We start from the raw sequence: 26,097 nt of genomic DNA, 5'->3' as shown, positions 1-26,097 counted from the left end.
ACACGGACTCAAGGACAGCAATCACGGAAAAATGACAGAAAGCGCCCCCCAACGGCAGGGCGCCTTTGGGATTATGACTTTGGTCTAATGTGCAGTGCGGGATGAGTTTGAACGAGCGCTGAAACCGTCAGCCCTTGAGCGCTTCGAGCAGGCCGGCGGCGGCCATCATGTCGCGCTTGCGGGCGGAGCGGCGCGCGACCGCCTCCGCGTCCTGGCCCCACTGCTCGATCTGCCAGTCCTCGTCGACATGGCCGGCGGACCAGGCCGCCTCCGTGTCGAGTTCACCGAAATCGACAGCCAGGGCCAGCAGCGCCGAGCCGGTCAGCGACGTCATGACATGAATGGCGGCCAGCCGCAGCGGATCGGCACGCTGGCTGAGATGGACACCAAGCACTGCAATGGTCTCGCGCGGCTGCTCGACATGGATGATGCCTTGGGCGAGGTTGAAACGAGCCCCTAGTGTCGCCCTCGCCCAGTCGATCACCGGATCCCAATGCTGGTCCTGCCGCTCGACCAGCCCTTGCGGCGCGTCGGCGCGATAGCAGAGCAAGTCGGCGGAAGCGAAGCGCAGAATGTCTTCCAGCACCGCCTGCGGGTCGCTGGCGACGCCGTCGATGGCGGTGTTTACGAGGCGCATCACTGGCATGGTCACCGGATTGATGGTCTCGCCCTGGGCAGCGAACTCGGCAGCGACGAGCGCTGCTGCTCTTTCCGTCGGCAGCGCCAGCAGCGCCTTGCCCGGCGTGCGTACCGGCTTGCCGTCGAGATGCACGGCAAAGCCGTCTTCCGCCGGAGCGACCGAGGCCGCCTTGTAAAAGCGCTTCGGCAGATGTGTTTTCATCTGGATCTGGGCGCGGCGCACCGGGTCCGGATCGGAAAGATATTTGCCCGCTTCGAGGTCGTCGAGGATATCACGCATAAGAAATCTCTCTCACATCGGCACCAGCTTGCGCGCCGGCCGGTTGACGATGATCAATCCGGCGGCAATCAGGCCAAGTGCCAGAAAAATGCGAATGGTCAGCGGCTCATTCAAGAAGATGCCGCCGCACAGAACGCCGAAAACCGGGGACAGGAAGGTGAAACTGGACAGGCCCGAGGCCGGATAGCGGCGCAGCAGCCAGAACCACAGCACATAGGTGAAGGCGACGATGTAGACCGCCTGGAAAAGCAGGGCCAATGTCGGCAGCGCAGACGGGTCGCGAATGGGCGGACCGGCGAGAGGAAGCACCAGCACGCCAACAATTGCCGCGCCGGCGAGTTGATAAAGCAGCAGCTTTTCGGCGCTCGCATCAACCAGCTTCGATCGTTTGATGAGGATGTTGGTCAGTGCCCACAAAAATCCGGCGCCGAGGCTCAAGAGATCACCGAACAATATATCGCCGCTACCGCCGAGCTTGTCGGAAAAGACGGCGGCAAGGCCGGCAAAGGCCAGCAACAGACCGAGGAACTTGCGCAAGGTGATCTGCTCGCCGAGCAGGAAGTGCCCGCCGATCAGCATCCAGAAAGGCATCGTGTTGACCAGCAGCGTGTTGCGCGCGACGGTGGTGTGTTCCAGGCCAACATAAAGGCAGAGGAACTCGATGCCGAAAAGCGCGCCGACGGCGATGCCCGCAAGCAGTGTCCCATCGCGGGTGAACAGCGCTATGCCGCGCCAACGGCACCAGAGGAAAACGCAAAGACCGCCGATGATCGACCGGGCAATCGACAGGAAAACAGGATCGTAGCCGGCGTAGGAGATCTTGGCGGCGACGTAGTTCAGCCCCCAGGAAAAGGTCAGGCCAACCATGATGGCAGCGGCGGCCATATCGACCGTGTCGCGCCGGTCGAGCGCGTCGGTGGCGCCGCTCAAGATCAGTCCTCCGCGCTGGCGTCGTCGAAGCCGATCAGGTTCCAGCTCTGGCGCATATGCGGCGGCATCGGCGCGGTAACATCGATGACGCCCTTGTCCGGGTGGGGAATTATGATGCGACGCGCATGGAGATGCAGGCGGTTTTGAATGCCGCCGGGGAAATCCCAGTTGGTGTCGGCCTCGAAATATTTCGGATCACCGATGATCGGGCAACCAATGTAGGCGGCATGGACACGAAGCTGGTGGGTGCGGCCCGTATAGGGTTCCATTTCCAGCCAGGTCATCGTCTGCGCCGCCTGCTCGATGATGCGGTAGTAGGAGACGGCGTGGTCGGCGCCCTTTTCGCCATGCGCGGCGACACGCACCCGGTCACCGTCAGGCGTCGGCTCCTTGATCAGCCAGGTCGAGATCTTGTCCTCACGCTTGGGCGGTACGCCCTTCACCAGCGCCCAATACGTCTTCTTGGTCTCGCGGGCGCGAAACGCTTCGGACAGCTTCATGGCGGCAAGCCGGGTGCGAGCGACGACCAGCACGCCCGATGTGTCGCGGTCGAGCCGGTGAACGAGCCGCGGCTTCTCACCCTTCTGGTTGCGCCACGCCTCCAGCATGTCATCGACATTGCGGGTGACGCCCGAGCCGCCCTGCACGGCAAGGCCCGCCGGTTTGTTGAAGACGAAAACCTTCGGGTCCTCGTGGATGAGCATTTTCGCCAGAACGTCGGCATCGCCCTGGTTGCGGATGGAATGGCCGGTCAGCGCGCTCTCGCCCTTCTTGTCGACCTCGAGCGGTGGAACGCGCACCGTCTGGCCGGGCTCGACACGGGTGTCGGCCTTGACACGGCCGCCATCGACGCGGATCTGGCCGGAGCGCAGCAGCTTTTGCAGATGGCCGAAGCCAAGGCCCGGGAAATGGGTCTTGAACCAGCGATCGAGCCGCATGCCCGCCTCGCCGGCCTCCACCGTGATCTGTTCAACACCTGCCATGGTTCTCGCTTTATCCGTTTTCCAAGCAGGACCGGGCCTGCTCTCGGCGCGGCAATAGCATTAAGGCAGGCTTCTTGCGAGCCAAAGACCAAAAAACAGGGCGAAGATCGCACCAGTGACGCTGGCCAGCGCGTATCCGAATGCCGGCAACGTCGCTCCCCGCTCCCATAATGTCGCGAAATCGAGCGAAAACGCGGAAAAGGTGGTGAAGCCGCCAAAGATGCCCGTGGCGACGAACAGCCGAAGCTCGTTCGACCCGCCGCGACGTGACAGGGCTGCGATGAACAGGCCCATGGCGAAAGAGCCGAGGATGTTGATGGCCATCGTGCCCCATGGAAAATTCGGACCGATGAGCCGCAACGCGCCCATACTGGCCAGGTGGCGGATGCCGGCGCCAATGCCGCCGCCCAGAACAACGAGAAGGAGATTGAGCATGGCGGTTTTCTGCCCTCGCGGGGCGGCCCGGTCAATCCCCCGTGCGTGTGGGCGCTGGCACCGCACAAACAGTTGAACGCGTCAGGAATCGCCTCTCGCGTCCATTGTCGAGCGAGAACATGCCGCCCCTGCCCGCTACCACATCGATGATGAGATCTGTGTGCTTCCACACCTCATGTTGCGAAGCACTGATGTAAACGGGAGTCTCGCCGATTTCGCCGAGCATGACATCCTTGTCGCCGACGATGAAATCGCTTCGGGGATAGCACATCGGTGAGGATCCATCGCAGCAACCGCCCGACTGGTGGAACAGCACCGGGCCGTGATCGGCGATGATTTCGGCCAGAAACGACCGGGCCGCCGGCGTGGCCGATACTTTTCCCAGGGAAACCTTGTCGAGCATGCCGTCCTCCATCACGAAGCGTGCTCCTCCACAAGGGACCGCGGCGCGGCGATGAAAGCCGCGCCTCTTGTGGAGATCGCGCATGATCCTTGCGACAGGATCATGCGCTGGCTCGGGAGGTGATCAGAAGAAACCGAGCTTCTTCGGGCTGTAGCTGACCAGCATGTTCTTGGTCTGCTGATAATGGTCGAGCATCATCTTGTGGTTTTCGCGACCGATGCCCGATTGCTTGTAGCCGCCAAACGCGGCATGCGCAGGATAGGCATGGTAGCAATTCGTCCAGACGCGGCCAGCCTGGATGGCGCGGCCGAAGCGGTAGCAGCGGTTCGCGTCACGGCTCCAGATGCCGGCGCCAAGGCCGTAGAGCGTGTCGTTGGCGATCGACAGTGCCTCATCGTCATCCTTGAAGGTCGTCACCGAGACCACCGGTCCGAAGATCTCCTCCTGGAAGACCCGCATCTTGTTGTGACCCTTGAACACGGTCGGCTTGACGTAGTAGCCGCCCGCCAGATCCCCCGGCAGGTGGTTCTGCTCGCCACCGGTCAACACTTCGGCACCTTCCTGACGGCCGATGTCGAAGTAGCTCAGGATCTTCTCCAGCTGTTCGCTTGACGCTTGCGCACCGATCATCGTTGCCGGGTCGAGCGGATCGCCCTGGACGATCGCCTCGACGCGCTTCAGCGCACGCTCCATGAACTTGTCGTAGATCTTCTCATGCACCAACGCCCGGCTCGGGCAGGTGCAGACCTCACCCTGGTTGAGGGCGAACATGACGAAGCCTTCGATCGCCTTGTCGAAGAAGTCGTCGTCCTCGGCGGTAACGTCCTGGAAGAAGATGTTGGGCGACTTGCCGCCGAGTTCCAGCGTTACCGGGATGAGATTCTGGCTGGCATATTGCGAGATCAACCTGCCGGTCGTCGTCTCGCCGGTGAAGGCGATCTTGGCAATCCGGTTCGACGAGGCGAGCGGCTTGCCGGCCTCAAGGCCAAAGCCGTTGACGATGTTGAGCACGCCATCCGGCAACAGGTCGCCGACCAGATCCGCCCACAGCATGATGGTGGCGGGCGTCTGCTCGGCCGGCTTCAGGACGACGCAATTGCCAGCGGCAAGCGCCGGCGCCAGCTTCCACACCGCCATCAGCAGCGGGAAATTCCAGGGGATGATCAGGCCGACGACGCCGAGCGGCTCATGGAAATGATAGGCGACGGTGTCGTGGTCGATTTCCGAAATGCCGCCCTCCTGGGCACGCACGGCCCCGGCAAAATAGCGGAAATGATCGATGGCGAGCGGAAGATCGGCGGCGGTCGTCTCGCGGATCGGCTTGCCGTTGTCCCAGGTCTCGGCGAGCGCCAGAAGATCGAGATTGTCCTCCATGCGGTCGGCGACGCGGTTGAGGATCAGCGCACGGGCGGCGGCACTTGTCTTGCCCCAGGCATCCTTGGCCTTGTGCGCGGCGTCGAGCGCCGCCTCGATGTCCCTGGCGTCGGACCGGGCAACCTCGCCCAGCGGCCGGCCGTTCACCGGCGAGATGTTTTCAAAATATTTTCCGGAAAGCGGGGCGACCCATTTGCCGCCAATGTAATTGTCGTAGCGCTTGGCGAAGGGAACCTTGGCCGTGCGGGAAAATTCTACCTTGTTCATCGTCTTCCTCCCAAGAAGCAACGCCACGGGATGCGGCGTGTCGCTGGGAAGGGTTGCCGATGGCGTCGGACTTGTCAGCCCGCGCCCAGCACTGGCCAATGCCGACTGTCGCAGAACTGCGACAGTCGCGGGCCTCAAAGGTCAATGTGGACGGCGGATACCGAAGCGGGCAAGCTTGCGGTGCAAGGTAGCCCGCGAAATTCCAAGATTGCTGGCGGCGGCCGAAACATTGCCTTCGGCGCGCGCGATGGCGCGCTGAACCACGCCGCGCTCTGCTTCATCCAGGTCTTCGGCAGTGTTGGCCGAGCCGCCAAGGATGTCGGCGGCCGGCAGTCCCTTGGCCAGCGCCTGTTGCGTGATACCGAGGGCCAGCCGCGCCGAGCGCGTCGCGCCGACCACGAGATCATCACCATTGACCGCGATCAGCGCGCCGGCGCCGCGCTCCGCCGCCGAGGCAAGCAGAATGCGGGCATTGGGGAAAGACAGGCGGAAATTCTCGGCCTCGATGCGGCGCGCGGCATCGCCGACCGCGATGGCGATCAAGCCGACAAAGCCTTCGGTCAGGTCCGACCTGCACGACGAGACATCGAGCGCGGCCGCGAGATTGCCTTCGTGGTCGTAGATCGGCGCGGTGGTGCAGCTGAGCAGCGTGTTGCGTGAAAAGAAATGCTGGTCTCGGTGAATGGTCAGCGCACGTTGATCGGCAAGGCATGTGCCGATGCCGTTGGTACCCTCGGAGTCCTCACTCCAGACGGTGCCCGTCCACAACCCCCACTCGTCGAACGTGTCGTCGTCCGCGACAGCGCCACGGCGTTCGACCGGGATGCCATTGCGATCGGCAAGCAGCACGCAGCAACCAACACCGCCGACAGCCAGGTACAGCCGGTCGAGGCTCGCATCGGCGGCGCGACGCAATGGTTCCATGCGCTGCCTTGCTTCGTTCAGCTCGGCCTCGGTCAAGCGTCGCGGCGCCTTGCGCTCGGCCGGATCGAGGCCATGCAATGCAAGCGAACGCCGCCAGGAAGCGACCAGCGCCGAGCGGGCCGCATCGCGGCTGGCGATGGATGCCTGTATGAAATCCGCATGATGGCCGGTCGGCTGCTGTCCGCTCACCTATCCTCCCAAGGCGAATGTCGCTTCCAACTCACAGTAGCGTTATATCTATTGAGATACATCCGCTGCGTCGACTTGTAGAGGAACAAGGCCCGATGGCGCTATAGGACGTTGGTTCAAGACCAGTCGCGGAAGCGTCCGGGCTTGGCGGCAATTCCCGCAAAGCGGAAACCTCTGCCGGCAAGGCTGGCAGCATCGATGATCTTCAGCTCAGCTGGTTCCGACCTTCTTCGGCTTGGTCGAACCGATCATCTTCCAGTTCTTGTAGAACATCGAATTGATGCGCTCGACGCTCACCGAGACGATGGCGAGAAGGCCCGCAATGAGCCCGGGGACCGGGGACGGGCGAATGATGTCCATGAACACGCAGTAGCGCCGTCCGTCGTATTCGTTGACCGAGCGGTGCAGCAGCGTGTCGTCGAAGATGAACAGCGGATTGTCGTACCAGTAATTCTTGACGTTGCCGCACTCGACGAAGATCTCCGATTTCACCGGAATCAGGTTGTAGAGAATGCGCAGGCTGAGCCGCAGCGGGCCGAAGTGCCAGGACGTCGATTCACGCTTGCTGAAGACGGAAACGGCGATGGTCTTGATGTATTTGAAATCCTTGTTGAACTCGGCGACGTTGTCGATCTTGTGCTTGCCGTACCACTGATAGACGTACATGCCGCGCCGGCCGGCGCCAAAATTGGCGTCAATGTCGGCAATGATCTCGTCCTTGCGCGCCTTGAAGACGTCCAGGACCTCGTTGACCTCGCGCTGATAATCCTCCGGAAACTGCTCCAGCTTCCACACGCCCGGGTTCCTGTAGCACAAGAGATCGACCAGCAGGTTGAACGGCGAAAGCAGCCAGGTGAACAGGCCGTTGCCAAGGAAATAGCCGCTGAACAGCGACATATCCTTGCGGTCGTTGCGAAGGACATCGATGAGGCCGAGGACGATGAAGAGCGTCGTCAGGATCGGAATGAAATAGAAGCCGAGGGCAAGAAGCGGAACAGCAATGGCGAATTTGCGAAGGGTTTTGCGAAGGGTTTTTGTCATTTTTCCACGCGCGGAGCGCGATCCTGTTGCGAAAGAGTGGCGCCAAATCATGGCAACGACCACCGCCCCGGTCGCGCGCCTTGATAAGGTTTTTTGGTCCGCCACACAACGCCCATGGCGTTGCGGGTCGTCAGCCGGGAGTGCGGATATCGGTCAATGCACCGCCGGCAGCCCGAGTTCGTCCCATTTTTCCCTGGCCACGGGATCGCCAACCAGAAATTCGAAGCCGACGACGCTTTCGCCGTCATGCGCGAGTTGGCATTTGAACTTCAGGCCGTACCAGTTTCTGCGGCTGCGAAAGGCAGCGCCGTTGGCGGCGATCGTCGTGCCGGTGATCTTCTCCTCCGCCGTTGCATAAGGCACGACCTGCTCTGGCTGAAAATCCGCGCGCCATCGGCGAATCTGATCCATCGCCTCGAGATTGCACAATTGCACCATGCGCTCGTCGGAAGCGAAGGTCGCGAGATCGGCGCGCGCCTGGCGGCTCCGTGGATCGGCAAGCGTCTTGGCCGACAGCATTTCGGTCGGCCGGATCATGGCCGATGCGCTGGGCGGTTGAGGTCGAGGCGAGCTCGAAGCCGGTTGCGGCTCTGCTGCCCGCACCTGCGGCGCCACCGGAGCCGCTGGTGCCGGCGGCGGCCTGGTTGAAGCCTCGAACTGCTGGGGCGTCAGGATGTCGACCGACACCCGCTCTTCCTCCGGTCGGTTCGTGCGCTTCGGTATCGGCATCAAGGCCAGTATCGCGGCGAACAACGCGTGGAGAACGACCGAGGTTGAAATGCCCCAAGGCGAAGCCTCGTTTTGAAGCGTGACGGCGACCGGGCCACGCAAGCCTGCTATCCTCGCTCTTTGCGCAGCTTTGCCCAGTAGTCGAGCCGCTTCCTGATGTCGCGCTCGAAACCGCGTTCAGGCGGATCGTAGAAGGTTTGGCGGCCCATCTTTTCGGGAAAATAATCCTGGCCCGAAAAGGCATCAGGCTCGTCATGGTCGTAGCGATAGCCGGCGCCGTAGTCCTCCTCTTTCATCAACTTGGTCGGCGCGTTGAGGATGTGCTTGGGCGGCAGTAGCGAGCCGTATTCCTTGGCGGCACGCGTGGCCGCCTTGAAGGCGGTGTAGACGGCGTTGGATTTGGGCGCGGTGGCGAGATAGACGGTGGCCTCGGCGAAGGCGAGCTCGCCCTCGGGCGAGCCGAGATAGTCGTAGGCATCCTTGGCGGCGTTGGCGACGACCAGCGCCTGCGGATCGGCAAGGCCGATATCCTCCATCGCCATGCGCACCAGCCGGCGGCCGAGATAGAGCGGATCCTCGCCGGCATCGAACATGCGCGCGAGATAATAGAGCGCGGCGTCGGGATCGGAGCCGCGCACCGATTTGTGCAGCGCCGAGATCAGGTTGTAATGGCCGTCCTGGCCCTTGTCGTAGATCGGCGCGCGGCGCTGGACGATGCGCTGTAGCCCTTCCGCATTGAATATCTCGCCCGGCTTGGCGGCGCGCCAGACCTCTTCGGCCAGCGTCAGCGACGCGCGGCCATCGCCATCGCTCATGCGGATGAGCATCGCCTTCGCCTCGTCGTCGAGCGGCAACGCCCTGCCCTCGATGTCCTCCGCCCGCGCCATAAGCTTGGCGATGCTCTCCTCGCCGAGCGAGTGAAAGACCAGCACGCGCGCGCGTGACAAAAGAGCCGCGTTGAGCTCGAAGGACGGATTTTCGGTGGTGGCACCGACAAGCACGACGGTGCCGTCTTCCATGACCGGCAGGAAACCATCCTGCTGCGCGCGGTTGAAGCGATGGATTTCGTCGACGAACAACAAGGTCTGGCGGCCGTTGGCGCGGCGCAGCTTGGCTGCTTCGAACACCTTCTTCAGGTCGGCGACGCCGGAGAACACCGCCGATATCTGCTCGAAGGCGAGGCTGGTTTCACCGGCAAGCAACCGTGCCACCGTGGTCTTGCCGGTGCCGGGCGGTCCCCAGAAGATCATCGAGCCGAGCGAACCCGAGCCGATCAGGCGGGTCAGCGCACCGTCAGGGCCGGTCAGATGTTCCTGGCCGACGACCTCACCGAGGTTTCTTGGCCGCAGCCTGTCGGCCAGCGGCCGCCCGGGCGGTGCCTTTTCCGGTTCGTCGACGCTGAACAGATCGGCCATGCACTTCTTTTTGGTTGGAGCATGCGCCCGATTGCACGGGCCCGTGCTCTAATAACGCAATACCTGACGCAGTATCTGCCCGCCGCGCTCGACGGTAAAGCGCCACCAGCGCGTATCCTGCTGGGCGACCTGCGCCAGCGTTGCCGCGGTATCGATGGTCGTGCCGTTCACCTCGCGCACGATATCGCCGGGCTGGAAGCCGAAATCGGCGGCCGGCGAATCGCGATTGATGTCGATCACCGTCACGCCTTTTAGGTCGGTGCGCAGTCCAAGCTTCTGGGCAAGCCGCGGCGACAGTTCGGCGACCTTGGCCCCCGAGAACGGGCTGCGGCCATGCAGCGTCACTTCCGAGGCTTTTGCACCCTCCGGCGCGCGCTCGAGCGCGATGTCCATCGCTGCTTGTTGTCCCTTGGTCAGGATCGCGAAGTTGGCCTTGGTACCGATCGACAGCGTCGCCATGCGGTAGTCCAGCGCCTCAATGCTCTCGACAGGCTTGCCGTTGATCTGCAGCACGACATCGCCCGGCTTCAGCCCTGCCTTGCCCGCCGGGCCCGCCGCGTCGACCGAAGAGACCAGAGCCCCCGTCGGCTTCTCCATGGCGAGCGATTCTGCGATTTGTGGTGTCACTGCTTCGAACTCGGCACCGATATAGGGACGCTCGAAGAAATCGAGGCCGGCCTTGGCTGCGTCGGCGAAAGCGCGCACCATATTGGCGGGGATCGCAAAGCCGATGCCGATCGAGCCGCCGCTGCGGCTATAGATGGCGGTGTTGATGCCGACCAACTGGCCACCCATGTTGATCAGCGCACCACCGGAATTGCCGGGATTGATGGCGGCGTCGGTCTGGATGAAATAGCCTGAATCCGAAACGCCGATATGGCTGCGGGCAAGGGCCGAAACGATGCCGCTCGTCGTGGTCTGTCCGACGCCGAAGGGATTGCCGATGGCCAGCACCAGGTCGCCGACCTCGAGTGCATCGGAATCGCCAATGGCGATGACGGGAAACGGCTTGTCGGACTCGATCTTGAGCACGGCAAGATCAAGAGTCTCATCTTTCAACATCACCTTGCTGGTGAATTCGCGCCCGTCGGCGGTCGCCACCTTGACCTCGTCGGCGTCCTTGATGACGTGGAAATTGGTGACGATGACGCCGCTTGGATCGACAAGCACCCCCGAGCCCAGCGAAGACTGCGCCCGCGGCTGCGCGCGGCCGAAAAACTCCTCGAAGAACGGATCGCCTTCAAAAGGCGACGTGACCTTGGCCGTCTGCGAGGCATAGACATTGACCACGGCAGGCGCTGTCTGCTTGACCAGCGGCGCGAACGACAGTTGCACTTCCTCGCGGCCGAAGGGCACGCGCTTGTCGGGCCCCGATGTGGTGTTTTCGCCCTCCACGCCATGCAGCAGGTCGGTCAGCACATCGGAAAGCCCGGGGTCTGCCTTGGGGGCATCCTCGGCAAGAGCTTGCCTGACTGCCGGCGCGGCTGCGAACGCCAGCATGGCGCAGAGCAGAACAAGGGACAGTCTTTTGGCGCGCATTCGCGAATCCTCCAGGGCGAGTTCGGGCGCATTGTCCCGACGATTGTGCAAAATGAAAGGCTAAGCCTCTGAAATCCGAATATTTCGGCCAAAAGGCCCTCGGTTCCTGGCAAGAAATCCGCTTCGCCGCAAATTGCCGCTTCAAGAAAACAAAAGGGGCCTGCAGGCCCCTTTGAACTCTTCAGGAAAAGCCGAGCCTTATGCGGCCGCGGCTTCCTCGTCGGTGCCTTCCGCCTCCATGCGGGCGCGGTCGCCGGCGCCCTTGGCCGAGGTGTCGCGGTCGACGAATTCGATGACCGCCATCGCTGCGTTGTCGCCGTGGCGGAAGCCCGCCTTCATGATGCGCAGGTAGCCGCCGTTGCGGGTGGCGTAGCGTGGGGCGATGGTGTCGAACAGGCGCTTGACGACGCCTTCATTGCCGATCTGCGCGATCACCTGGCGGCGGGCGTGCAGGTCGCCGCGCTTGCCGAGCGTTACCAGCTTCTCGACGATCGGACGCAGGTCCTTCGCCTTCGGCAGGGTGGTGACGATCTGCTCGTGCTCGAGCAACGACACCGCCAGGTTGGCGAACATCGACTTGCGGTGGCTTATGCTGCGGGCGAACCGGCGGCCCTTAAATCCGTGGCGCATGGCTCTTCTCCTTCATTGCGGGTTCGAGAGGCCTCAGCCTCAATACTGATCTTCGTAACGCTTGGCGAGGTCTTCGATGTTTTCCGGCGGCCAGTCCGGCACTTCCATGCCGAGGTGCAAGCCCATCGCCGCCAGCACTTCCTTGATCTCGTTCAGCGACTTGCGGCCGAAGTTCGGGGTGCGCAGCATCTCGGCTTCGGTCTTCTGGATCAGGTCGCCGATGTAGACGATGTTGTCGTTCTTCAGGCAGTTGGCCGAACGGACCGAAAGCTCGAGCTCGTCGACCTTCTTGAGCAGCGCCGGGTTGAAGGCGAGCTCGGTGACGGCTTCCGCAGCGACTTCCTTCTGCGGCTCGTCGAAGTTGACGAACAGGCCGAGCTGGTCCTGCAGGATGCGAGCTGCGAAAGCCACCGCGTCCTCGCCGGTGATCGAACCGTCGGTCTCGATCGTCATGGTCAGCTTGTCATAGTCGAGAACCTGACCCTCGCGGGTGTTCTCGACCTTGTAGGAGACCTTCTTGACCGGCGAATAGAGGCTGTCGACCGGGATGAGGCCAATCGGCGCGTCCTCGGCGCGATTGCGGTCTGCCGGCACGTAGCCCTTGCCGGTGTCGACGGTGAATTCCATGCGGATTTCAGCGCCTTCGTCCAGCGTGCAGATGACGTGGTCGGGGTTGAGGATCTCGACATCGCCAACCGTCTGGATGTCGCCGGCGAGAACCGCACCTGGCCCCTGCTTGCGAACGACCATGCGCTTGGGGCCATCGCCTTCCATGCGGATGGCGATTTCCTTGATGTTCAAGACGATGTCGGTCACGTCCTCGCGCACACCGGCGATGGACGAGAATTCATGCAGAACACCGTCGATCTGCACGGCGGTAACAGCCGCACCGCGCAGCGAAGACAGAAGCACGCGACGCAGCGCGTTGCCGAGCGTCAGGCCAAAGCCGCGCTCGAGCGGCTCGGCGACCAGAGTGGTCAGTGTCTTCTTCTTCGACGAGAACTCGATCTTGTTCGGCTTGATCAGTTCCTGCCAATTTTTCTGGATCATGATGCTTTCCTTCCGTTGACCCGCCACCATCCAATCGTGGCGGGCGACCTGGAATACCGCGGAGGAACGCTCTTGGCGTTCACGCGGCGTTCGATAATTTCTTAGACGCGGCGCTTCTTGCGCGGGCGGCAACCGTTGTGCGGGATCGGCGTCACATCACGGATCGAGGTGATGGTGAAGCCGGCCGCCTGCAGGGCGCGCAGCGCCGATTCACGACCGGAGCCGGGTCCGCAGACCTCGACTTCGAGCATGCGCATGCCGTGTTCCTGGGCCTTCTTGGCAACGTCCTCGGCAGCCATCTGGGCGGCAAACGGGGTCGACTTGCGCGAACCCTTGAAGCCCTGGGCACCGGCCGACGACCAGGCAATCGAATTGCCCTGCGCGTCGGTGATGGTGATCATCGTGTTGTTGAAGGTCGAATTGACGTGGGCAACGCCCGACGAGATATTCTTGCGTTCGCGACGGCGAACACGAGCGGCTTCCTTGGCCATGATAGTCCTTTCAGTTGATCTCTACACCGCCGTAATGCCAGCGGCTCCACCCTTCCCGCTTTTCAGTTGCCGGGAAAACGCAACCGGCAGCCGAGGCTGCCGGGCGAGACGGACAAGCCGTCCGAAACTTACTTCTTCTTGCCGGCGATCGACTTGGCCGGGCCCTTGCGGGTGCGCGCATTGGTATGCGTGCGCTGGCCGCGAACCGGCAGCGAGCGGCGATGCCGCAGGCCGCGGTAGCAGCCGAGGTCCATGAGCCGCTTGATGTTCATCGACACTTCGCGGCGCAGGTCGCCCTCGACCTGATAGTCGCGGTCGATCGTTTCGCGGATCTGCAGCACTTCCGCGTCGGTCAGCTGATTGACGCGACGCTCGGCCGGGATGCCGACCTTGTCGACGATCTCCTGGGCGAACTTCTTGCCGATGCCGTGAATGTACTGAAGCGCGATGACGACGCGCTTGTTGGTCGGAATGTTAACGCCGGCTATACGAGCCATGTTCTTCTCTTCTCCATGTGGGCCGGACGAACCGGCGCTATCTTAAGTTGCCCCGCGTCCGGTGGAGGCCGGCCCATGCGGGAGTTTCCAGTTCAAAGCGGCTGCCTTGCCCTTGCGGACAAGCAAAGCCCATGCCTGATAGGAAGACGGGCCGCCATACCGCAGCGAACCGCTCCCGTCAAGCGCAATCGTTAATTTCCCCGCGTTGCCGCCTTGAGCACTGCCTCGATCTGTTCAGTCACCTGATCGATGTCGGCCATGCCGTCGACGCTCCTGAGCTTGCCCTTGGCATAATAGTAGCCAATCAGCGGCGACGTCTTCTTGTAGTACTCTCTCAGGCGTTCCTCGAACACGGCCGGATTATCGTCCTTGCGTACGGGCAGACCGGCGGCCTGTGCCTCGTTTGCGCGCTTGACGATTCGACCAACCAGCGCCTTGTCGTCGACGACAAGTTCGACAACGGCATCCAGGCCCTGGGAACGATCCGAAAGCATTGCTTCCACCGCGTCCGCCTGAACCAGGGTTCGCGGATATCCGTCGAGGATGAACCCCTTCGCGCAATCGGCCTGATCGATACGCTCGGCGACGATCGCATTGACGATGGCATCGGACACCAGTTCACCGGCATCCATCACCGCCTTGGCGCGCTTGCCGACTTCGGTACCGGCCTGGACGGCAGCACGCAGCATGTCGCCCGTCGAAAGCTGGGGTATGCCGTGTTTTTCTACCAGTCTTTGTGCTTGTGTCCCCTTGCCCGCCCCTGGCGGCCCAAGCAAAATCAACCTCATCTGGCTTTCTTCCCCCCGCGCAGCTTCGACTTCTTGATCAGGCCTTCATACTGGTGCGCGATCAGGTGTCCCTGAATCTGCGCAACCGTATCGAGCGTGACACTGACCACGATCAGAAGCGATGTGCCACCAAGGTAGAATGGTACGCCAGTCGCCGAGATCAGGAACTCCGGCAGCAGGCACACCAGCACCAAATAGATGGCGCCGACGACGGTGATGCGGGTGAGAACGTAATCGATGTAATCGGCGGTGCGCTCGCCCGGACGATAGCCCGGGATGAAGCCCGAATGCTTCTTGAGCTGGTCGGCGGTGTCCTTCGGGTTGAAGACAATCGCAGTATAGAAGAAAGCGAAGAACACGATCATCGCCGCATAGAATGCCATGTAAAGCGGCTGACCGTGGCCGAGCGAAGCCAGGATGGTGCTCGCCCAGGCCGGCATGTTGGTCGTCTGCGAGAAGCCGGCGACGGTGGCCGGCAGCAACAGCAGCGACGAGGCGAAGATCGGCGGAATGACGCCTGAGGTGTTGAGCTTCAGCGGCAGATGCGAGGTGTCGCCCTGGAACATCCGGTTGCCGACCTGACGCTTCGGATACTGGATCAGCAGGCGACGCTGGGCACGCTCGAAGAACACAATGAGGGCGATGACGACGATGGCCAAGACGATGATCGCCAGGATGAGGCCGGTCGACAAGGCGCCGGTGCGGCCAAGCTCAAGCGTGCCGGAAATGGCGCGCGGCAGGCCGGCGACGATACCGGAGAAGATGATCAGCGAAATGCCGTTGCCGATGCCGCGCGCGGTGATCTGCTCGCCGAGCCACATCAGGAACATGGTGCCGCCGACCAGTGTGACGACGGTCGAGAGGCGGAAGAACATGCCGGGATCATTGACGATGCCGTTGCCGTTCTCCAGGCCCACAGAAATGCCATAGGCCTGAACCAGCGCCAAAAGCACGGTGCCGTAGCGCGTATACTGGTTGATGACCTTGCGGCCCTGCTCGCCTTCCTTCTTCAGCGCTTCCAGCGAAGGGATGACCGAGGTCATCAGCTGCATGATGATGGAGGCGGAAATGTACGGCATGATGCCCAGCGCGAAGATCGCCATGCGCTGCACGGCACCGCCGGCGAACATGTTGAACATGCCGAGCACACCTTTGCTCTGCGAGGAGAAGGCCTGCGCGAAGGCGTCGGGATTGATGCCGGGAAGCGGAATATACGTGCCGAGGCGATAGACGAGCAACGCGCCGATGGTGAACCAGATGCGTTTCTTCAGGTCCTCCGCCTTGGCGAAGGCCGAGAAATTCAGATTCGAGGCTAGTTGTTCAGCAGCCGAAGCCATGCCTGATTCTCCGCTTGGTAACGCTTGATGGCCCGAAGGTCAGGCGGTGCGTTTCACCGAAGCTCACGAGATAAGCTCCGGGCTCTAAACATGCAAGCGGCCGCGTTGACGCGGCCGCCTAATTGAGCAGATCAAAGCGCAATCGTGAGCAAAAACGGTTCCCACTCTTGCCGATCGCGCTTCAAATTGCCGTTACTCGGCAGCTGCCTTTTCCGGCAGCTTGACCGAACCACCGGCCTTTTCGATCTTCTCGATCGCGGCCTTGGAGGCGCCCGCAACGTCAAAGGCGAGCTTCGCCTTGATCTCGCCGTCGGAGAGGATGCGCACGCCGTCCTTGACGCGGCGAATGACGCCGGCAGCAACGAGCGATTCAGCCGTCACGGTTGCCTTGGCATCGAGCTTCTTGGCGTCGAGGGCGACCTGGATACGGGCCAGCGACACAACGGTGAAGCTCTTGGCGAAGATGTTGTTGAAGCCGCGCTTCGGCAGACGCCGATAGAGCGGCATCTGGCCACCCTCGAAGCCGTTGATGGCAACGCCGGAGCGCGCCTTCTGGCCCTTGACGCCGCGACCACCGGTCTTGCCGGAGCCGGAGCCGATGCCGCGGCCGAGACGCTTCTTGGAATGCGTCGCGCCGTCCTTGTCACGCAGATCGTTGAGTTTCATCTGAGTTCTCCTGCGCTTTGGCTCAGCCCTCGTCCACGACGCGGACGAGATGCTGGACGGCGGCGATCATGCCGCGCACGGAGGGCGTATCTTCCAGCGTGCGCTGCTTGTGCATCTTGTTGAGGCCGAGCCCGACCAGCGTCGCGCGCTGCTCCTTCGGACGGCGGATCGGCGAACCGATCTGCTCAACGGTGATGGTCTTGGTTGCTTTCTTGGCCATGGTCAAAATCCCTGGTCAGCGTCGACTATTCTTCAGCCGCAACGGCGGTGCCGCGGCGGGCCTGAAGGGTCGAATACTTGATGCCGCGCGCAGCAGCCACATCCTTGGGATGCATCTGGCTCTTCAGCGCGTCGAACGTGGCGCGAACCATGTTGTAGGGGTTCGACGAACCCATCGACTTGGCGACCACGTCATGCATGCCGAGCGTCTCGAAGACAGCGCGCATCGGGCCACCGGCGATGATGCCGGTACCTTGCTTGGCGGCGCGCAGCAGAACACGGCCAGCGCCCCAACGCCCCTCGACGTCGTGGTGCAGCGTGCGGCCTGAGCGCAGCGGCACGAAAATCATGTCGCGCTTGGCCGATTCAGTTGCCTTGCGGATAGCTTCCGGCACTTCGCGCGCCTTGCCGTGACCGAAGCCGACACGGCCCTTCTGGTCGCCGACGACGACGAGTGCTGCAAAACCGAAGCGACGGCCGCCCTTGACGACCTTGGCGACGCGGTTGATGTGGACGAGCTTGTCCACCATGCCGTCATCGCGTTCTTCACGATCGCGGCCGCGGCCGCCATCCCTACGTTCCTGTGCCATATCCTGTTCCTTGTTTTTTTCCGGAAGCACGGTTGCTGATAAGATCCGGCACCTCTGTGGGTCACCGGGGGCGAAAGTCATTTTTCCCTTCGCATGATCTCTATCCGAAAAGTCTGCAACTTTTCGGGATCATGCTTAGAAGCTCAGACCACCCTCCCGGGCAGCCTCGGCGAGCGCCTTGACGCGGCCGTGATAGATGTAGGCGCCGCGGTCGAAGACGACTTCCTTGACGCCAGCCTTGGTGGCGCGCTCGGCGATCAGCTTGCCGATCGCGGCAGCGGCGGCGGTGTCGGCGCCGGTCTTGAGCGAACCCTTGAGGTCCTTCTCGAGCGTCGAGGCTGCGACGATGGTGTGGCCCTTGGCGTCGTCGATGACCTGCACATAGATGTTCTTCGACGTGCGGTGGACCGACAGACGCGGGCGCTCACCGGCGACCTTCTTGATCTGACGGCGGACGCGCTGCGCGCGGCGCTGGATGGATTCCTTGGTAGCCATGATAGTTCCTTGCCTTCAAAAAACGGGGGCCGCCCTATGCGGTAGGCGAAAGCGCCTCCCGCGACCGCTCCCCGCGGCGTTACATCTCTTTAGCTTGGTCCTCTCCGAAAAGTCTCAACTTTTCGGGGCCAAGCCCACTACTTCTTCTTGCCTTCCTTGCGGACGATCTTCTCGCCAGCGTAGCGGACACCCTTGCCCTTGTAGGGCTCAGGACCGCGATATTCGCGGATCTCGGCGGCAACCTGGCCGACCTGCTGCTTGTCGATGCCGGTCACGGTGATTTCCGTCGGCTTCGGCACAGTGATCGTGATGCCAGCCGGGGTCTCGTAAACGACATCATGGCTGAAGCCAAGGGCCAGCTGCAGGTTCTTGCCCTGCATGGCGGCGCGATAGCCGACGCCGGTGATCTCGAGCTTCTTCTCGAAACCGTCCTTGACGCCCTGCAGGATGTTGACGATCTGCGTGCGCGACATACCCCACTTGGAGCGGGCCGTCTTGGTCTGGTCGCGCGGCTGGACAGCGATCTCGCTGCCTTCCATCTTGACCAGGACTTCTTCGTTCACCACGAACTTCAGCTCGCCCTTGGGGCCCTTCGCCGTCACGGTCTGGCCGTTGACGGTCGCGGTCACGCCCTGCGGCAGCGAAACGGGTTTCTTTCCAATACGAGACATTTTGTTGTCCTCGTCACTTCTCTTGTTTCAGGTCTCTGTCTTCGGGCATGATCCCGAAAACCGGATTCCGATTTTGCCGGTCACACGCCAGATCAGAAGATCTGGCAGAGGATTTCACCGCCGACGTTCTGTTCGCGTGCTTCGTGGTCGGCCATCACGCCCTTCGGTGTCGAAAGGATGGCGATGCCGAGGCCGTTGGCGACGTGCGGGATCGACTTGGCCGAAACATAGACGCGGCGGCCAGGCTTCGAGACGCGGGCGATTTCGCGCACCACCGGTGCACCGTCGAAATACTTCAGCTCGATTTCGATCTCGGACTTGCCGTTGTCGAAATCGGTCTGGCTGTAGTCGCGGATGTAGCCTTCAGCCTTCAGCACGTCGAGGACGCGGGTGCGCAGACGCGAAGCCGGCGTCGAAACACTCGACTTCTTGCGGCCGTAGGCGTTGCGGATGCGGGTCAGCATATCGCCGAGAGGATCGCTCAATGACATGTTATGTCCTCCTTACCAGCTCGACTTGACCAGGCCCGGGATCTGGCCGTTGTTGCCGAGATCACGAAGCGCGATGCGCGATACTTTGAGCTTGCGATAGTAGGCGCGCGGACGGCCGGTGACTTCGCAGCGGTTACGGATGCGGATCTTGGCCGAGTTGCGCGGCAAGGCGGCAAGCTTGAGCTGAGCGCGGAAGCGCTCCTCCATCGGCTTGGACTGATCCATGATGATCGCCTTGAGGGCTGCACGCTTGGGACCGTACTGGTCGGCAAGCTTGCGGCGCCTGTTGTTCTTCTCGACTGAGCTGGTCTTTGCCATTTCAGATTTTTCCTTTTCTCGCTGCCGTTACTGGCGGAAGGGGAAGTTGAAGGCCTTGAGCAATGCCCTGGCTTCGTCGTCCGTCTTCGCAGTCGTACAAACGATGACGTCCATGCCCCAGATCTGATCAACCTTGTCGTAGTTGATCTCCGGGAACACGATGTGTTCCTTGATGCCCATGGCGTAGTTGCCACGGCCATCGAAGCTCTTCGGATTCAGCCCGCGGAAGTCGCGGACGCGTGGCAGTGCGATGTTCACGAGGCGGTCGAGGAACTCGTACATGCGTTCCTTGCGCAGCGTGACCTTGGCGCCGATCGGCATCTTTTCGCGGACCTTGAAGCCGGCGATCGAGTTGCGAGCGCGGGTGACGACGGCCTTCTGGCCGGCGATCATCGCCAGGTCCTCGGCGGCGATCGAAGGCTTCTTCGAGTCGCCGGTCGCTTCGCCGACGCCCATGTTCAGCACGATCTTGTCGATGCGCGGAACCTGCATCTCGTTCTCGTAGCCGAACTGCTCCTGCAGCGCCTTGCGAATGGTCTCGTTGTAGACCTGCTTGAGACGCGGCGTGTTCTGGGCAGTCGCCTGCTTGGATTGAGCCTTAGCCATTGATGACTTCTCCCGAGCGCTTGGCGACGCGCACCTTCTTGCCGTCCTTCTGGAAGATGAAGCCGACGCGGGTCGGCTTGCCATCCTTGGGGTCGGCCAGCGCGATGTTCGACAGCTGGATCGGCGCTTCCTTGGTTATGATCCCGCCCTCTTGGGACTGGGATTGCTTCTGGTGACGACGGATCATGTTGACGCCGCGCACCAGCGCGGTGTCTTCCTTCGGCTGTACCGAGAGGACTTCGCCCGAACGGCCCTTGTCCTTGCCGGCCAGCACGACGACCTTGTCGCCTTTTCTAATCTTTTGCATTGGTCCGGCTCCTTACAGCACTTCAGGCGCGAGCGAGATGATCTTCATGTGGTTCTTGGCGCGGAGTTCGCGCGGAACTGGTCCGAAGATACGCGTGCCGATCGGCTCTTTCTTGTTGTCGACGAGAACGGCCGCGTTCTTGTCGAAACGGATCACGCTGCCGTCCGGGCGGCGGATGTCCTTGGCCGTGCGAACCACGACCGCCTTCATCACATCGCCCTTCTTCACGCGGCCGCGCGGAATGGCTTCCTTGATCGACACCACGATGATGTCGCCCACGGAAGCATATTTCCGCTTCGAGCCGCCCAGCACCTTGATGCACATGACACGACGGGCGCCGGAATTATCCGCGACGTCGAGGTTTGTTTGCATCTGAATCATGACTGGCCGCCTTCTTCTTTTCTAACGGGACGGGCTCAAAGCCCCTCCCCGGTCTGTCCAAAATTCGTTTGTTTACGCTTGGTCCGAAGACACGACGATCCAGCGCTTATCCTTGGAAATCGGCTTCGATTCCTGGATGAATACCTGATCGCCAACCTTGTGGGCGTTGTTTTCGTCGTGCGCCTTGTACTTCTTGGTCATGCGCACGGTCTTCTTCATCACGGGATGCGTGAAGCGCCGTTCGACCTTGACGACAACCGTCTTCTCGTTCTTGTCGCTGACGACGGTGCCCTGCAGAATGCGCTTTGGCATGGTTTTCGTCCTTAAGCCTTCTTAGCCGCGGACTTTTCCGCAGCGATGGTCTTGATACGCGCGATGTCCTTGCGGACCTGCCTCACGCGTGCGGTCTTCTCGAGCTGGCCGGTGGCCTTCTGGAAGCGCAGGTTGAACTGCTCCTTCTTCAGGCTGGCCAGGTCGTCGGTCAGCTGGTCCTGGGTCTTGGTCCGGATGTCTTCGGCTTTCATGATCAGCCCGTCCTTATTCTGCGATGCGCTGCACGAAGCGCGTCTTGACCGAGAGCTTGGCCGCGCCGAGACGCAGTGCCTCACGGGCGGTTTCTTCATTGACGCCGTCGATCTCGAACATGATGCGGCCCGGCTTGACGCGCGCCGCCCAGTAGTCGACCGCGCCCTTGCCCTTACCCATACGAACTTCGGTCGGCTTCGAAGTGACCGGCACGTCCGGGAAAATACGGATCCAGACGCGACCAGCGCGCTTCATTTCGCGAGTGATCGCGCGGCGGGCCGCCTCGATCTCACGCGCGGTGACGCGGTTCGGCTCAAGCGCCTTCAGCCCGAAACCACCGAAATCCAGATTGGTGCCGCCCTTTGCGGTACCATGGATACGGCCCTTGAACTGCTTGCGGAACTTTGTGCGCTTTGGCTGCAGCATCGTTCTAACTCCAAATTCCTAAATGTCTCAGGCGTTTTCGCGACGACGACCGCGTTCGCGATCACCACCACCGCCATGCGCATTGTCGCCTTCAGTGGCGCGACGCTCCGAAGCCATCGGGTCATGCTCGAGGATCTCGCCCTTGAACACCCAGACCTTGACGCCGCAGATGCCGTACGCCGTATGTGCCTCGGCCGTGCCGTAGTCGACATCGGCGCGCAGCGTATGCAGCGGCACGCGGCCTTCACGGTACCATTCCATGCGCGCGATCTCGGCGCCGCCAAGACGGCCGGCGCAGTTGATGCGGATGCCCTCGGCACCGAGGCGCATCGCCGACTGAACGGCACGCTTCATGGCGCGGCGGAACGCGATGCGGCGTTCGAGCTGCTGGGCGATCGACTGGGCGACCAAGGTCGCGTCGATCTCCGGCTTGCGCACTTCAACGATGTTGAGGTGCGTCTCGGACTTCGTCATCTCCATCAGCTTCTTGCGAAGCTTCTCGATGTCAGCGCCCTTCTTGCCAATGATCAGGCCCGGACGCGCGGCATGGATGGTGACGCGGCACTTCTTGTGCGGACGCTCGATCACGACCTTCGAGATCGCGGCCTGCTTGAGTTCCTTCTCAAGATACTTGCGGATCTTGATGTCCTCATGCAGCAGCTTGCCGTACTCGCCGGTGTTCGCGAACCAGCGCGAATCCCAGGTGCGGTTGATGCCAAGGCGAAGACCGATCGGATTGACTTTCTGGCCCATTATGCGGCCTCCCCTTTTTCTTCGACTTCACGAACAACGATCGTGAGGTGCGAGAACGGCTTCTCGATACGGCTGGCGCGACCACGTCCACGGGCATGGAACCGCTTCATGACGATGGACTTGCCGACATAGGCTTCCGCCACGATCAGCGCATCGACGTCGAGGTCGTGGTTGTTTTCCGCGTTGGCGATGGCCGATTCCAGCGTCTTCTTGACCGTGCCGGAAATCCGCTTGGCCGAGAATTCGAGGTCGGATAGCGCTGTCGCGACCTTCTTGCCGCGGATGAGCGCGGCAACCAGGTTCAGCTTCTGCGGGCTGATACGGATCGTGCGCAACACGGCGCGCGCTTCGTTGTCAGCAAGCCTGCGCGGAGCTTTGGCCTTGCCCATGATTATTTCCTCTTCGCCTTCTTATCCGCGCCGTGACCGTAGTAGGTCCGGGTCGGAGCGAATTCACCGAACTTGTGACCGACCATGTCCTCATTCACCGAGACGGGAACATGCTTCTGGCCGTTGTAGACACCGAAGGTGAAGCCGACGAACTGCGGCAGGATGGTGGAGCGACGGCTCCACATCTTGATCACCTCATTGCGACCACCTTCACGAACCTTGTCCACCTTCTTGAGAAGGTAGCCGTCAATGAAGGGGCCTTTCCAAATCGAACGAGTCACTTGGCGTTACCTCTTCTTAGCTCTTGCGCTGATGGCGCGAGCGCAGGATGAACTTGTCGGTCGCCTTGTTGGACCGCGTCTTCTTGCCCTTGGTCGGCTTGCCCCAGGGGCTGACCGGATGACGGCCACCCGAGGTGCGGCCTTCACCACCGCCGTGCGGATGGTCGACCGGGTTCATGGTCACGCCGCGATTGTGCGGACGCTTGCCGCGCCAAACCGTGCGACCGGCCTTGCCGTCGTTGATGTTGCCATGGTCCGGATTGGACACGGCGCCGACGGTGGCCATGCAGGAGCCGTGAACGACACGCTGCTCGCCCGAGTTGAGGCGCAGGATCGCCATGCCCTGGTCGCGACCGACCAGCTGGCCATAACCGCCTGCCGAACGGGCAACCTGGGCACCCTTGCCCGGCTTCAGCTCGATGTTGTGGACGATCGTGCCGACCGGCATCGAAGCCAGCGGCATCGCATTGCCCGGCTTCACATCAACCGATTCACCGGACACGATCTTGTCGCCGGGAGCCAGACGCTGCGGAGCGATGATGTAGGACAGCTCGCCATCGTCGTACTTGATGAGCGCGATGAAAGCGGTGCGGTTCGGATCGTATTCAATGCGCTCGACCGTGCCGACGACGTCGAACTTGCGGCGCTTGAAGTCGATGATGCGGTACGAACGCTTGTGACCACCACCGATGAAGCGGGCGGTGATGCGACCGTGGTTGTTGCGGCCGCCCGACTTGGTCAGGCCTTCGGTCAGGCCCTTGACGGGCTTGCCCTTGTAGAGGCCCGAGCGGTCGACGATGACCAGCTGGCGGGTGCTCGGCGTTACCGGGTTGAATTTTTTCAGTGCCATTGTTCTGTCCTCGCGGCCTTGCTCAGAGACCCGTCGCGACGTCGATCGACTGGCCGTCGGCCAGCGTCACAATCGCCTTCTTGACGTCGCTCTGGCGGCCGATCGTGCCGCGGAAGCGCTTGATCTTGCCCTTGCGGACAAGCGTGTTCACGGCCATCACCTTGACGCCGAACAGCGCTTCGACGGCAGCCTTGATTTCCGGCTTCGACGCCTTCTTGGCGACGTTGAAGACGACCTGGTTCTGCTCGGAAGCCATGGTCGACTTTTCGGTGATCGCCGGGCTGACGATCACGTCGTAGTGACGAAGGTCGGTCATTTAAAGCGCTCCTCGAGAGCCTCGACGGCGGCCTTCGAAAGGACCAGCGTGCCGCGGCGCAGAATGTCGTAGACGTTGATGCCCTGGATGGGCAGCACGTCGATGTTCGGGATGTTCGTCGCGGCCAGCTTGAAGTTCTTGTCAAGCTCGGCGCCGCCGATCACCAGGGCGTTGCTCAGACCCAGCGTCGCGAAATTCGCGATGAGCGCCTTCGTCTTGGCCTCGGTCAGCTTCAGCTCGTCGATGATGATGATCGACGCGCTCTTGGCCTTGGCCGAGAGGGCATGCTTGAGGCCGAGCGCGCGAACCTTCTTCGGCAGATCGTGCTCGTGGCTGCGGACGACCGGGCCGTGGGCCTTGCCACCGCCGCGGAACTGCGGAGCGCGTGCCGAATGGTGACGAGCGCGGCCCGTACCCTTCTGCTTGTACATTTTGGCGCCGGTGCGCGCGATCTCGGCGCGGCCCTTGGCCTTGTGCGTGCCCTGCTGCTTCTTGGCGAGCTGCCAGCGCACGACGCGCTGCAGAATGTCCTCGCGCGGATCAAGGCCGAAAATCTCCTCGGAGAGTTTCACCTTGCCGGCGTCCTTGCCGCCAAGCGTTGTGATCTTGAGATCCATTATTCCGCTCCCTCTGTGGCCGGAGCCTCGTTCTTAGCAGCTGCCGCAACTGGGCGGATCGCGGCGGGCTTCGGCGCATTGGCCGGCAGTGCCACCTTGGCCGCATCGCGGACCAGGATCCAGGCGCCCTTCGATCCGGGAACCGCACCGCGGATCAGGATCAGGCCGCGATCGGCGTCGGTCGAAACGATCTCGACATTCTGCGTGGTTACGCGGGTGTCGCCCATGTGGCCAGCCATATGCTTGCCTTTGAACACCTTGCCGGGGTCCTGGCGCTGGCCGGTCGAACCGTGGGTACGGTGCGATACCGAGTTACCGTGGGTCGCGCGGCCACCACCCATGTGGTGGCGCTTGATGACGCCCTGGAAGCCCTTGCCGATCGTCGTGCCCGTCACATCGACCTTCTGGCCGGGAACGAAGTGCTCGACAGTGATCTCGGCGCCGACATCGATCATGTTGTCCGCGGAGACGCGGAATTCGGCGACCTTCGCCTTCGGCTCGACGGAAGCGGTCGCGAAATGGCCGCGCATCGCCTTCGACGTGTTCTTCACCTTGGCAAGGCCAACGCCGAGCTGAACGGCGGTGTAGCCATTCTTCTCCTGCGTGCGCTGCGCCACGACCTGGCAGTTCTCCATCTGGAGAACGGTGACGGGAACATGTTCCCCGGCATCGTTATAGATGCGGGTCATTCCCACCTTCTTTGCAATCACACCTGAACGCATCGGTTCAATTCCTTTAGAGTTCCGGGCCAGGGGCACCGCCCCTTACCGCGCTCTCATTCCCTTAGAGCTTGATCTCGACGTCCACACCGGCGGCCAGATCGAGCTTCATCAAAGCATCGACCGTCTGCGGGGTCGGATCGACGATGTCGAGCAGACGCTTGTGCGTGCGCATCTCGAACTGCTCGCGGCTCTTCTTGTCGACGTGAGGCGACCGGTTGACCGTGAACTTTTCGATCCGCGTCGGCAGCGGAATGGGGCCGCGGACGTTGGCACCGGTGCGCTTGGCCGTCGACACGATTTCCTTTGTCGAGGCGTCGAGCACGCGGTGATCAAACGCCTTCAGGCGGATGCGGATATTCTGTCCGTTCATGCGTCACTTCCTTGTTCTGGCGCGGCGCGGGCATATCCTGCGCCCGCGACAGATCGGTTTAAGTCCAAATTACTCTTTGATGGTGACGACGATGCCGGCACCGACGGTGCGGCCGCCTTCACGGATGGCGAAGCGCAGCTTCTCTTCCATGGCGATCGGCACG

At 62.1% G+C, this 26,097-nt stretch carries 39 protein-coding genes; all 39 read right to left on the bottom strand.

What is annotated here, in order from left to right; all coding sequences use genetic code 11:
- Positions 1 to 127: 127 nt before the first annotated feature.
- Positions 128 to 919 carry an ATP12 family chaperone protein gene (locus BLS48_RS27275; protein WP_091584639.1) on the bottom strand — a complete coding sequence of 264 codons (792 nt, stop codon included), beginning with the start codon at positions 917 to 919 and terminating at the stop codon, positions 128 to 130.
- Between the two features lie 12 nt (positions 920 to 931).
- Positions 932 to 1,804, bottom strand: coding sequence for a DMT family transporter (locus tag BLS48_RS27270; protein WP_167365265.1), 873 nt, complete (start codon positions 1,802 to 1,804; stop codon positions 932 to 934).
- A gap of 47 nt (positions 1,805 to 1,851) precedes the next feature.
- Positions 1,852 to 2,832 (bottom strand): RluA family pseudouridine synthase, encoded by a 981-nt coding sequence (locus BLS48_RS27265; RefSeq protein ID WP_091584635.1) that lies wholly within the window; start codon positions 2,830 to 2,832, stop codon positions 1,852 to 1,854.
- A 60-nt stretch (positions 2,833 to 2,892) separates the two neighbouring features.
- On the bottom strand, positions 2,893 to 3,267 hold the full coding sequence (gene crcB / locus BLS48_RS27260) for a fluoride efflux transporter CrcB (RefSeq protein ID WP_091584633.1): 375 nt from the start codon (positions 3,265 to 3,267) through the stop codon (positions 2,893 to 2,895).
- 31 nt (positions 3,268 to 3,298) lie between these two features.
- On the bottom strand, positions 3,299 to 3,670 hold the full coding sequence (locus BLS48_RS27255; RefSeq protein WP_091584811.1) for a DUF779 domain-containing protein: 372 nt from the start codon (positions 3,668 to 3,670) through the stop codon (positions 3,299 to 3,301).
- Positions 3,671 to 3,793: 123 nt separating this feature from the next.
- On the bottom strand, positions 3,794 to 5,311 hold the full coding sequence (gene adh, locus BLS48_RS27250; RefSeq protein WP_091584631.1) for an aldehyde dehydrogenase: 1,518 nt from the start codon (positions 5,309 to 5,311) through the stop codon (positions 3,794 to 3,796).
- Positions 5,312 to 5,452: 141 nt separating this feature from the next.
- A complete protein-coding gene (locus BLS48_RS27245) occupies positions 5,453 to 6,424 on the bottom strand; it encodes a helix-turn-helix domain-containing protein (RefSeq protein ID WP_091584629.1) in 972 nt (323 codons plus the stop codon).
- Between the two features lie 210 nt (positions 6,425 to 6,634).
- Complete coding sequence (locus BLS48_RS27240; protein ID WP_091584627.1) at positions 6,635 to 7,465, bottom strand: aspartyl/asparaginyl beta-hydroxylase domain-containing protein; 831 nt, start codon at positions 7,463 to 7,465, stop codon at positions 6,635 to 6,637.
- Between the two features lie 153 nt (positions 7,466 to 7,618).
- Complete coding sequence (locus BLS48_RS36360; RefSeq protein ID WP_244529920.1) at positions 7,619 to 8,296, bottom strand: DUF930 domain-containing protein; 678 nt, start codon at positions 8,294 to 8,296, stop codon at positions 7,619 to 7,621.
- A gap of 5 nt (positions 8,297 to 8,301) precedes the next feature.
- The gene (locus BLS48_RS27230) at positions 8,302 to 9,609 is read right to left on the bottom strand and encodes a replication-associated recombination protein A (protein ID WP_091584624.1); all 1,308 of its coding nucleotides are present in this window, start codon (positions 9,607 to 9,609) and stop codon (positions 8,302 to 8,304) included.
- A 48-nt stretch (positions 9,610 to 9,657) separates the two neighbouring features.
- Entirely contained in the window at positions 9,658 to 11,148 is a 1,491-nt protein-coding gene (locus tag BLS48_RS27225; protein WP_091584622.1) for a DegQ family serine endoprotease, read from the bottom strand.
- Between the two features lie 198 nt (positions 11,149 to 11,346).
- On the bottom strand, positions 11,347 to 11,778 hold the full coding sequence (gene rplQ / locus BLS48_RS27220) for a 50S ribosomal protein L17 (RefSeq protein WP_091584620.1): 432 nt from the start codon (positions 11,776 to 11,778) through the stop codon (positions 11,347 to 11,349).
- Positions 11,779 to 11,817: 39 nt separating this feature from the next.
- Positions 11,818 to 12,828, bottom strand: a complete 1,011-nt coding sequence (locus tag BLS48_RS27215) for a DNA-directed RNA polymerase subunit alpha (protein WP_013531438.1) — start codon at positions 12,826 to 12,828, stop codon at positions 11,818 to 11,820.
- A 101-nt stretch (positions 12,829 to 12,929) separates the two neighbouring features.
- Positions 12,930 to 13,319: a 30S ribosomal protein S11 gene (rpsK, locus tag BLS48_RS27210; protein ID WP_006205444.1), complete on the bottom strand. Its 390-nt coding sequence runs from the start codon at positions 13,317 to 13,319 to the stop codon at positions 12,930 to 12,932.
- 128 nt (positions 13,320 to 13,447) lie between these two features.
- Complete coding sequence (rpsM, locus tag BLS48_RS27205; protein WP_006205445.1) at positions 13,448 to 13,816, bottom strand: 30S ribosomal protein S13; 369 nt, start codon at positions 13,814 to 13,816, stop codon at positions 13,448 to 13,450.
- Between the two features lie 191 nt (positions 13,817 to 14,007).
- Positions 14,008 to 14,604, bottom strand: a complete 597-nt coding sequence (locus tag BLS48_RS27200; RefSeq protein ID WP_091584618.1) for an adenylate kinase — start codon at positions 14,602 to 14,604, stop codon at positions 14,008 to 14,010.
- On the bottom strand, positions 14,601 to 15,941 hold the full coding sequence (secY, locus tag BLS48_RS27195) for a preprotein translocase subunit SecY (RefSeq protein WP_091584616.1): 1,341 nt from the start codon (positions 15,939 to 15,941) through the stop codon (positions 14,601 to 14,603). The genes BLS48_RS27200 and secY overlap by 4 nt, the downstream gene beginning before the upstream one ends.
- Positions 15,942 to 16,133: 192 nt before the next feature.
- A complete protein-coding gene (rplO, locus tag BLS48_RS27190; protein ID WP_091584614.1) occupies positions 16,134 to 16,607 on the bottom strand; it encodes a 50S ribosomal protein L15 in 474 nt (157 codons plus the stop codon).
- A 22-nt stretch (positions 16,608 to 16,629) separates the two neighbouring features.
- Entirely contained in the window at positions 16,630 to 16,827 is a 198-nt protein-coding gene (gene rpmD, locus BLS48_RS27185; protein WP_006205449.1) for a 50S ribosomal protein L30, read from the bottom strand.
- Positions 16,828 to 16,852: 25 nt separating this feature from the next.
- Positions 16,853 to 17,416 (bottom strand): 30S ribosomal protein S5, encoded by a 564-nt coding sequence (rpsE, locus tag BLS48_RS27180; RefSeq protein WP_006333394.1) that lies wholly within the window; start codon positions 17,414 to 17,416, stop codon positions 16,853 to 16,855.
- A gap of 135 nt (positions 17,417 to 17,551) precedes the next feature.
- Positions 17,552 to 17,911, bottom strand: a complete 360-nt coding sequence (gene rplR / locus BLS48_RS27175; protein WP_091584612.1) for a 50S ribosomal protein L18 — start codon at positions 17,909 to 17,911, stop codon at positions 17,552 to 17,554.
- A gap of 137 nt (positions 17,912 to 18,048) precedes the next feature.
- The gene (gene rplF, locus BLS48_RS27170; RefSeq protein WP_091584610.1) at positions 18,049 to 18,582 is read right to left on the bottom strand and encodes a 50S ribosomal protein L6; all 534 of its coding nucleotides are present in this window, start codon (positions 18,580 to 18,582) and stop codon (positions 18,049 to 18,051) included.
- Positions 18,583 to 18,674: 92 nt separating this feature from the next.
- Positions 18,675 to 19,073 carry a 30S ribosomal protein S8 gene (rpsH, locus tag BLS48_RS27165; protein ID WP_006205453.1) on the bottom strand — a complete coding sequence of 133 codons (399 nt, stop codon included), beginning with the start codon at positions 19,071 to 19,073 and terminating at the stop codon, positions 18,675 to 18,677.
- Between the two features lie 12 nt (positions 19,074 to 19,085).
- Positions 19,086 to 19,391 (bottom strand): 30S ribosomal protein S14, encoded by a 306-nt coding sequence (gene rpsN / locus BLS48_RS27160; RefSeq protein WP_010909282.1) that lies wholly within the window; start codon positions 19,389 to 19,391, stop codon positions 19,086 to 19,088.
- 27 nt (positions 19,392 to 19,418) lie between these two features.
- Positions 19,419 to 19,997 (bottom strand): 50S ribosomal protein L5, encoded by a 579-nt coding sequence (gene rplE / locus BLS48_RS27155; protein ID WP_091584608.1) that lies wholly within the window; start codon positions 19,995 to 19,997, stop codon positions 19,419 to 19,421.
- Complete coding sequence (rplX, locus tag BLS48_RS27150; protein ID WP_013531428.1) at positions 19,990 to 20,304, bottom strand: 50S ribosomal protein L24; 315 nt, start codon at positions 20,302 to 20,304, stop codon at positions 19,990 to 19,992. Before rplX ends, rplE begins: the two co-directional genes overlap by 8 nt.
- Before the next feature lie 12 nt (positions 20,305 to 20,316).
- Entirely contained in the window at positions 20,317 to 20,685 is a 369-nt protein-coding gene (gene rplN / locus BLS48_RS27145; RefSeq protein ID WP_006205457.1) for a 50S ribosomal protein L14, read from the bottom strand.
- A 72-nt stretch (positions 20,686 to 20,757) separates the two neighbouring features.
- Entirely contained in the window at positions 20,758 to 20,997 is a 240-nt protein-coding gene (rpsQ, locus tag BLS48_RS27140) for a 30S ribosomal protein S17 (protein ID WP_010909280.1), read from the bottom strand.
- A gap of 11 nt (positions 20,998 to 21,008) precedes the next feature.
- The gene (rpmC, locus tag BLS48_RS27135) at positions 21,009 to 21,209 is read right to left on the bottom strand and encodes a 50S ribosomal protein L29 (RefSeq protein WP_006205459.1); all 201 of its coding nucleotides are present in this window, start codon (positions 21,207 to 21,209) and stop codon (positions 21,009 to 21,011) included.
- Positions 21,210 to 21,222: 13 nt separating this feature from the next.
- Positions 21,223 to 21,636 (bottom strand): 50S ribosomal protein L16, encoded by a 414-nt coding sequence (gene rplP, locus BLS48_RS27130; RefSeq protein ID WP_013531427.1) that lies wholly within the window; start codon positions 21,634 to 21,636, stop codon positions 21,223 to 21,225.
- Positions 21,637 to 21,663: 27 nt separating this feature from the next.
- The gene (rpsC, locus tag BLS48_RS27125) at positions 21,664 to 22,389 is read right to left on the bottom strand and encodes a 30S ribosomal protein S3 (RefSeq protein ID WP_091584605.1); all 726 of its coding nucleotides are present in this window, start codon (positions 22,387 to 22,389) and stop codon (positions 21,664 to 21,666) included.
- Positions 22,389 to 22,778 (bottom strand): 50S ribosomal protein L22, encoded by a 390-nt coding sequence (rplV, locus tag BLS48_RS27120; protein WP_006205462.1) that lies wholly within the window; start codon positions 22,776 to 22,778, stop codon positions 22,389 to 22,391. The genes rpsC and rplV overlap by 1 nt, the downstream gene beginning before the upstream one ends.
- Positions 22,779 to 22,780: 2 nt before the next feature.
- Entirely contained in the window at positions 22,781 to 23,059 is a 279-nt protein-coding gene (gene rpsS, locus BLS48_RS27115) for a 30S ribosomal protein S19 (protein ID WP_006205463.1), read from the bottom strand.
- A gap of 16 nt (positions 23,060 to 23,075) precedes the next feature.
- Positions 23,076 to 23,909, bottom strand: a complete 834-nt coding sequence (rplB, locus tag BLS48_RS27110; protein ID WP_024505067.1) for a 50S ribosomal protein L2 — start codon at positions 23,907 to 23,909, stop codon at positions 23,076 to 23,078.
- A gap of 22 nt (positions 23,910 to 23,931) precedes the next feature.
- Complete coding sequence (locus BLS48_RS27105; protein ID WP_010909275.1) at positions 23,932 to 24,225, bottom strand: 50S ribosomal protein L23; 294 nt, start codon at positions 24,223 to 24,225, stop codon at positions 23,932 to 23,934.
- A complete protein-coding gene (gene rplD, locus BLS48_RS27100; protein WP_008875667.1) occupies positions 24,222 to 24,842 on the bottom strand; it encodes a 50S ribosomal protein L4 in 621 nt (206 codons plus the stop codon). The genes BLS48_RS27105 and rplD overlap by 4 nt, the downstream gene beginning before the upstream one ends.
- On the bottom strand, positions 24,842 to 25,564 hold the full coding sequence (gene rplC, locus BLS48_RS27095) for a 50S ribosomal protein L3 (protein WP_091584603.1): 723 nt from the start codon (positions 25,562 to 25,564) through the stop codon (positions 24,842 to 24,844). Before rplC ends, rplD begins: the two co-directional genes overlap by 1 nt.
- A 61-nt stretch (positions 25,565 to 25,625) precedes the next feature.
- Positions 25,626 to 25,934, bottom strand: coding sequence for a 30S ribosomal protein S10 (gene rpsJ, locus BLS48_RS27090; protein WP_010909272.1), 309 nt, complete (start codon positions 25,932 to 25,934; stop codon positions 25,626 to 25,628).
- Positions 25,935 to 26,003: 69 nt separating this feature from the next.
- Positions 26,004 to 26,097, bottom strand: a 94-nt coding sequence (locus tag BLS48_RS27085; RefSeq protein ID WP_476738618.1) for an EF-Tu C-terminal domain-related protein, incomplete at its 5' end; no start/stop codon positions are given.

This window comes from Mesorhizobium qingshengii (assembly GCF_900103325.1).
Classification (GTDB): domain Bacteria; phylum Pseudomonadota; class Alphaproteobacteria; order Rhizobiales; family Rhizobiaceae; genus Mesorhizobium; species Mesorhizobium qingshengii.
Note: the sequence above shows the minus strand (reverse complement) of the source record. Positions and strands in the feature narration are given on the sequence as shown.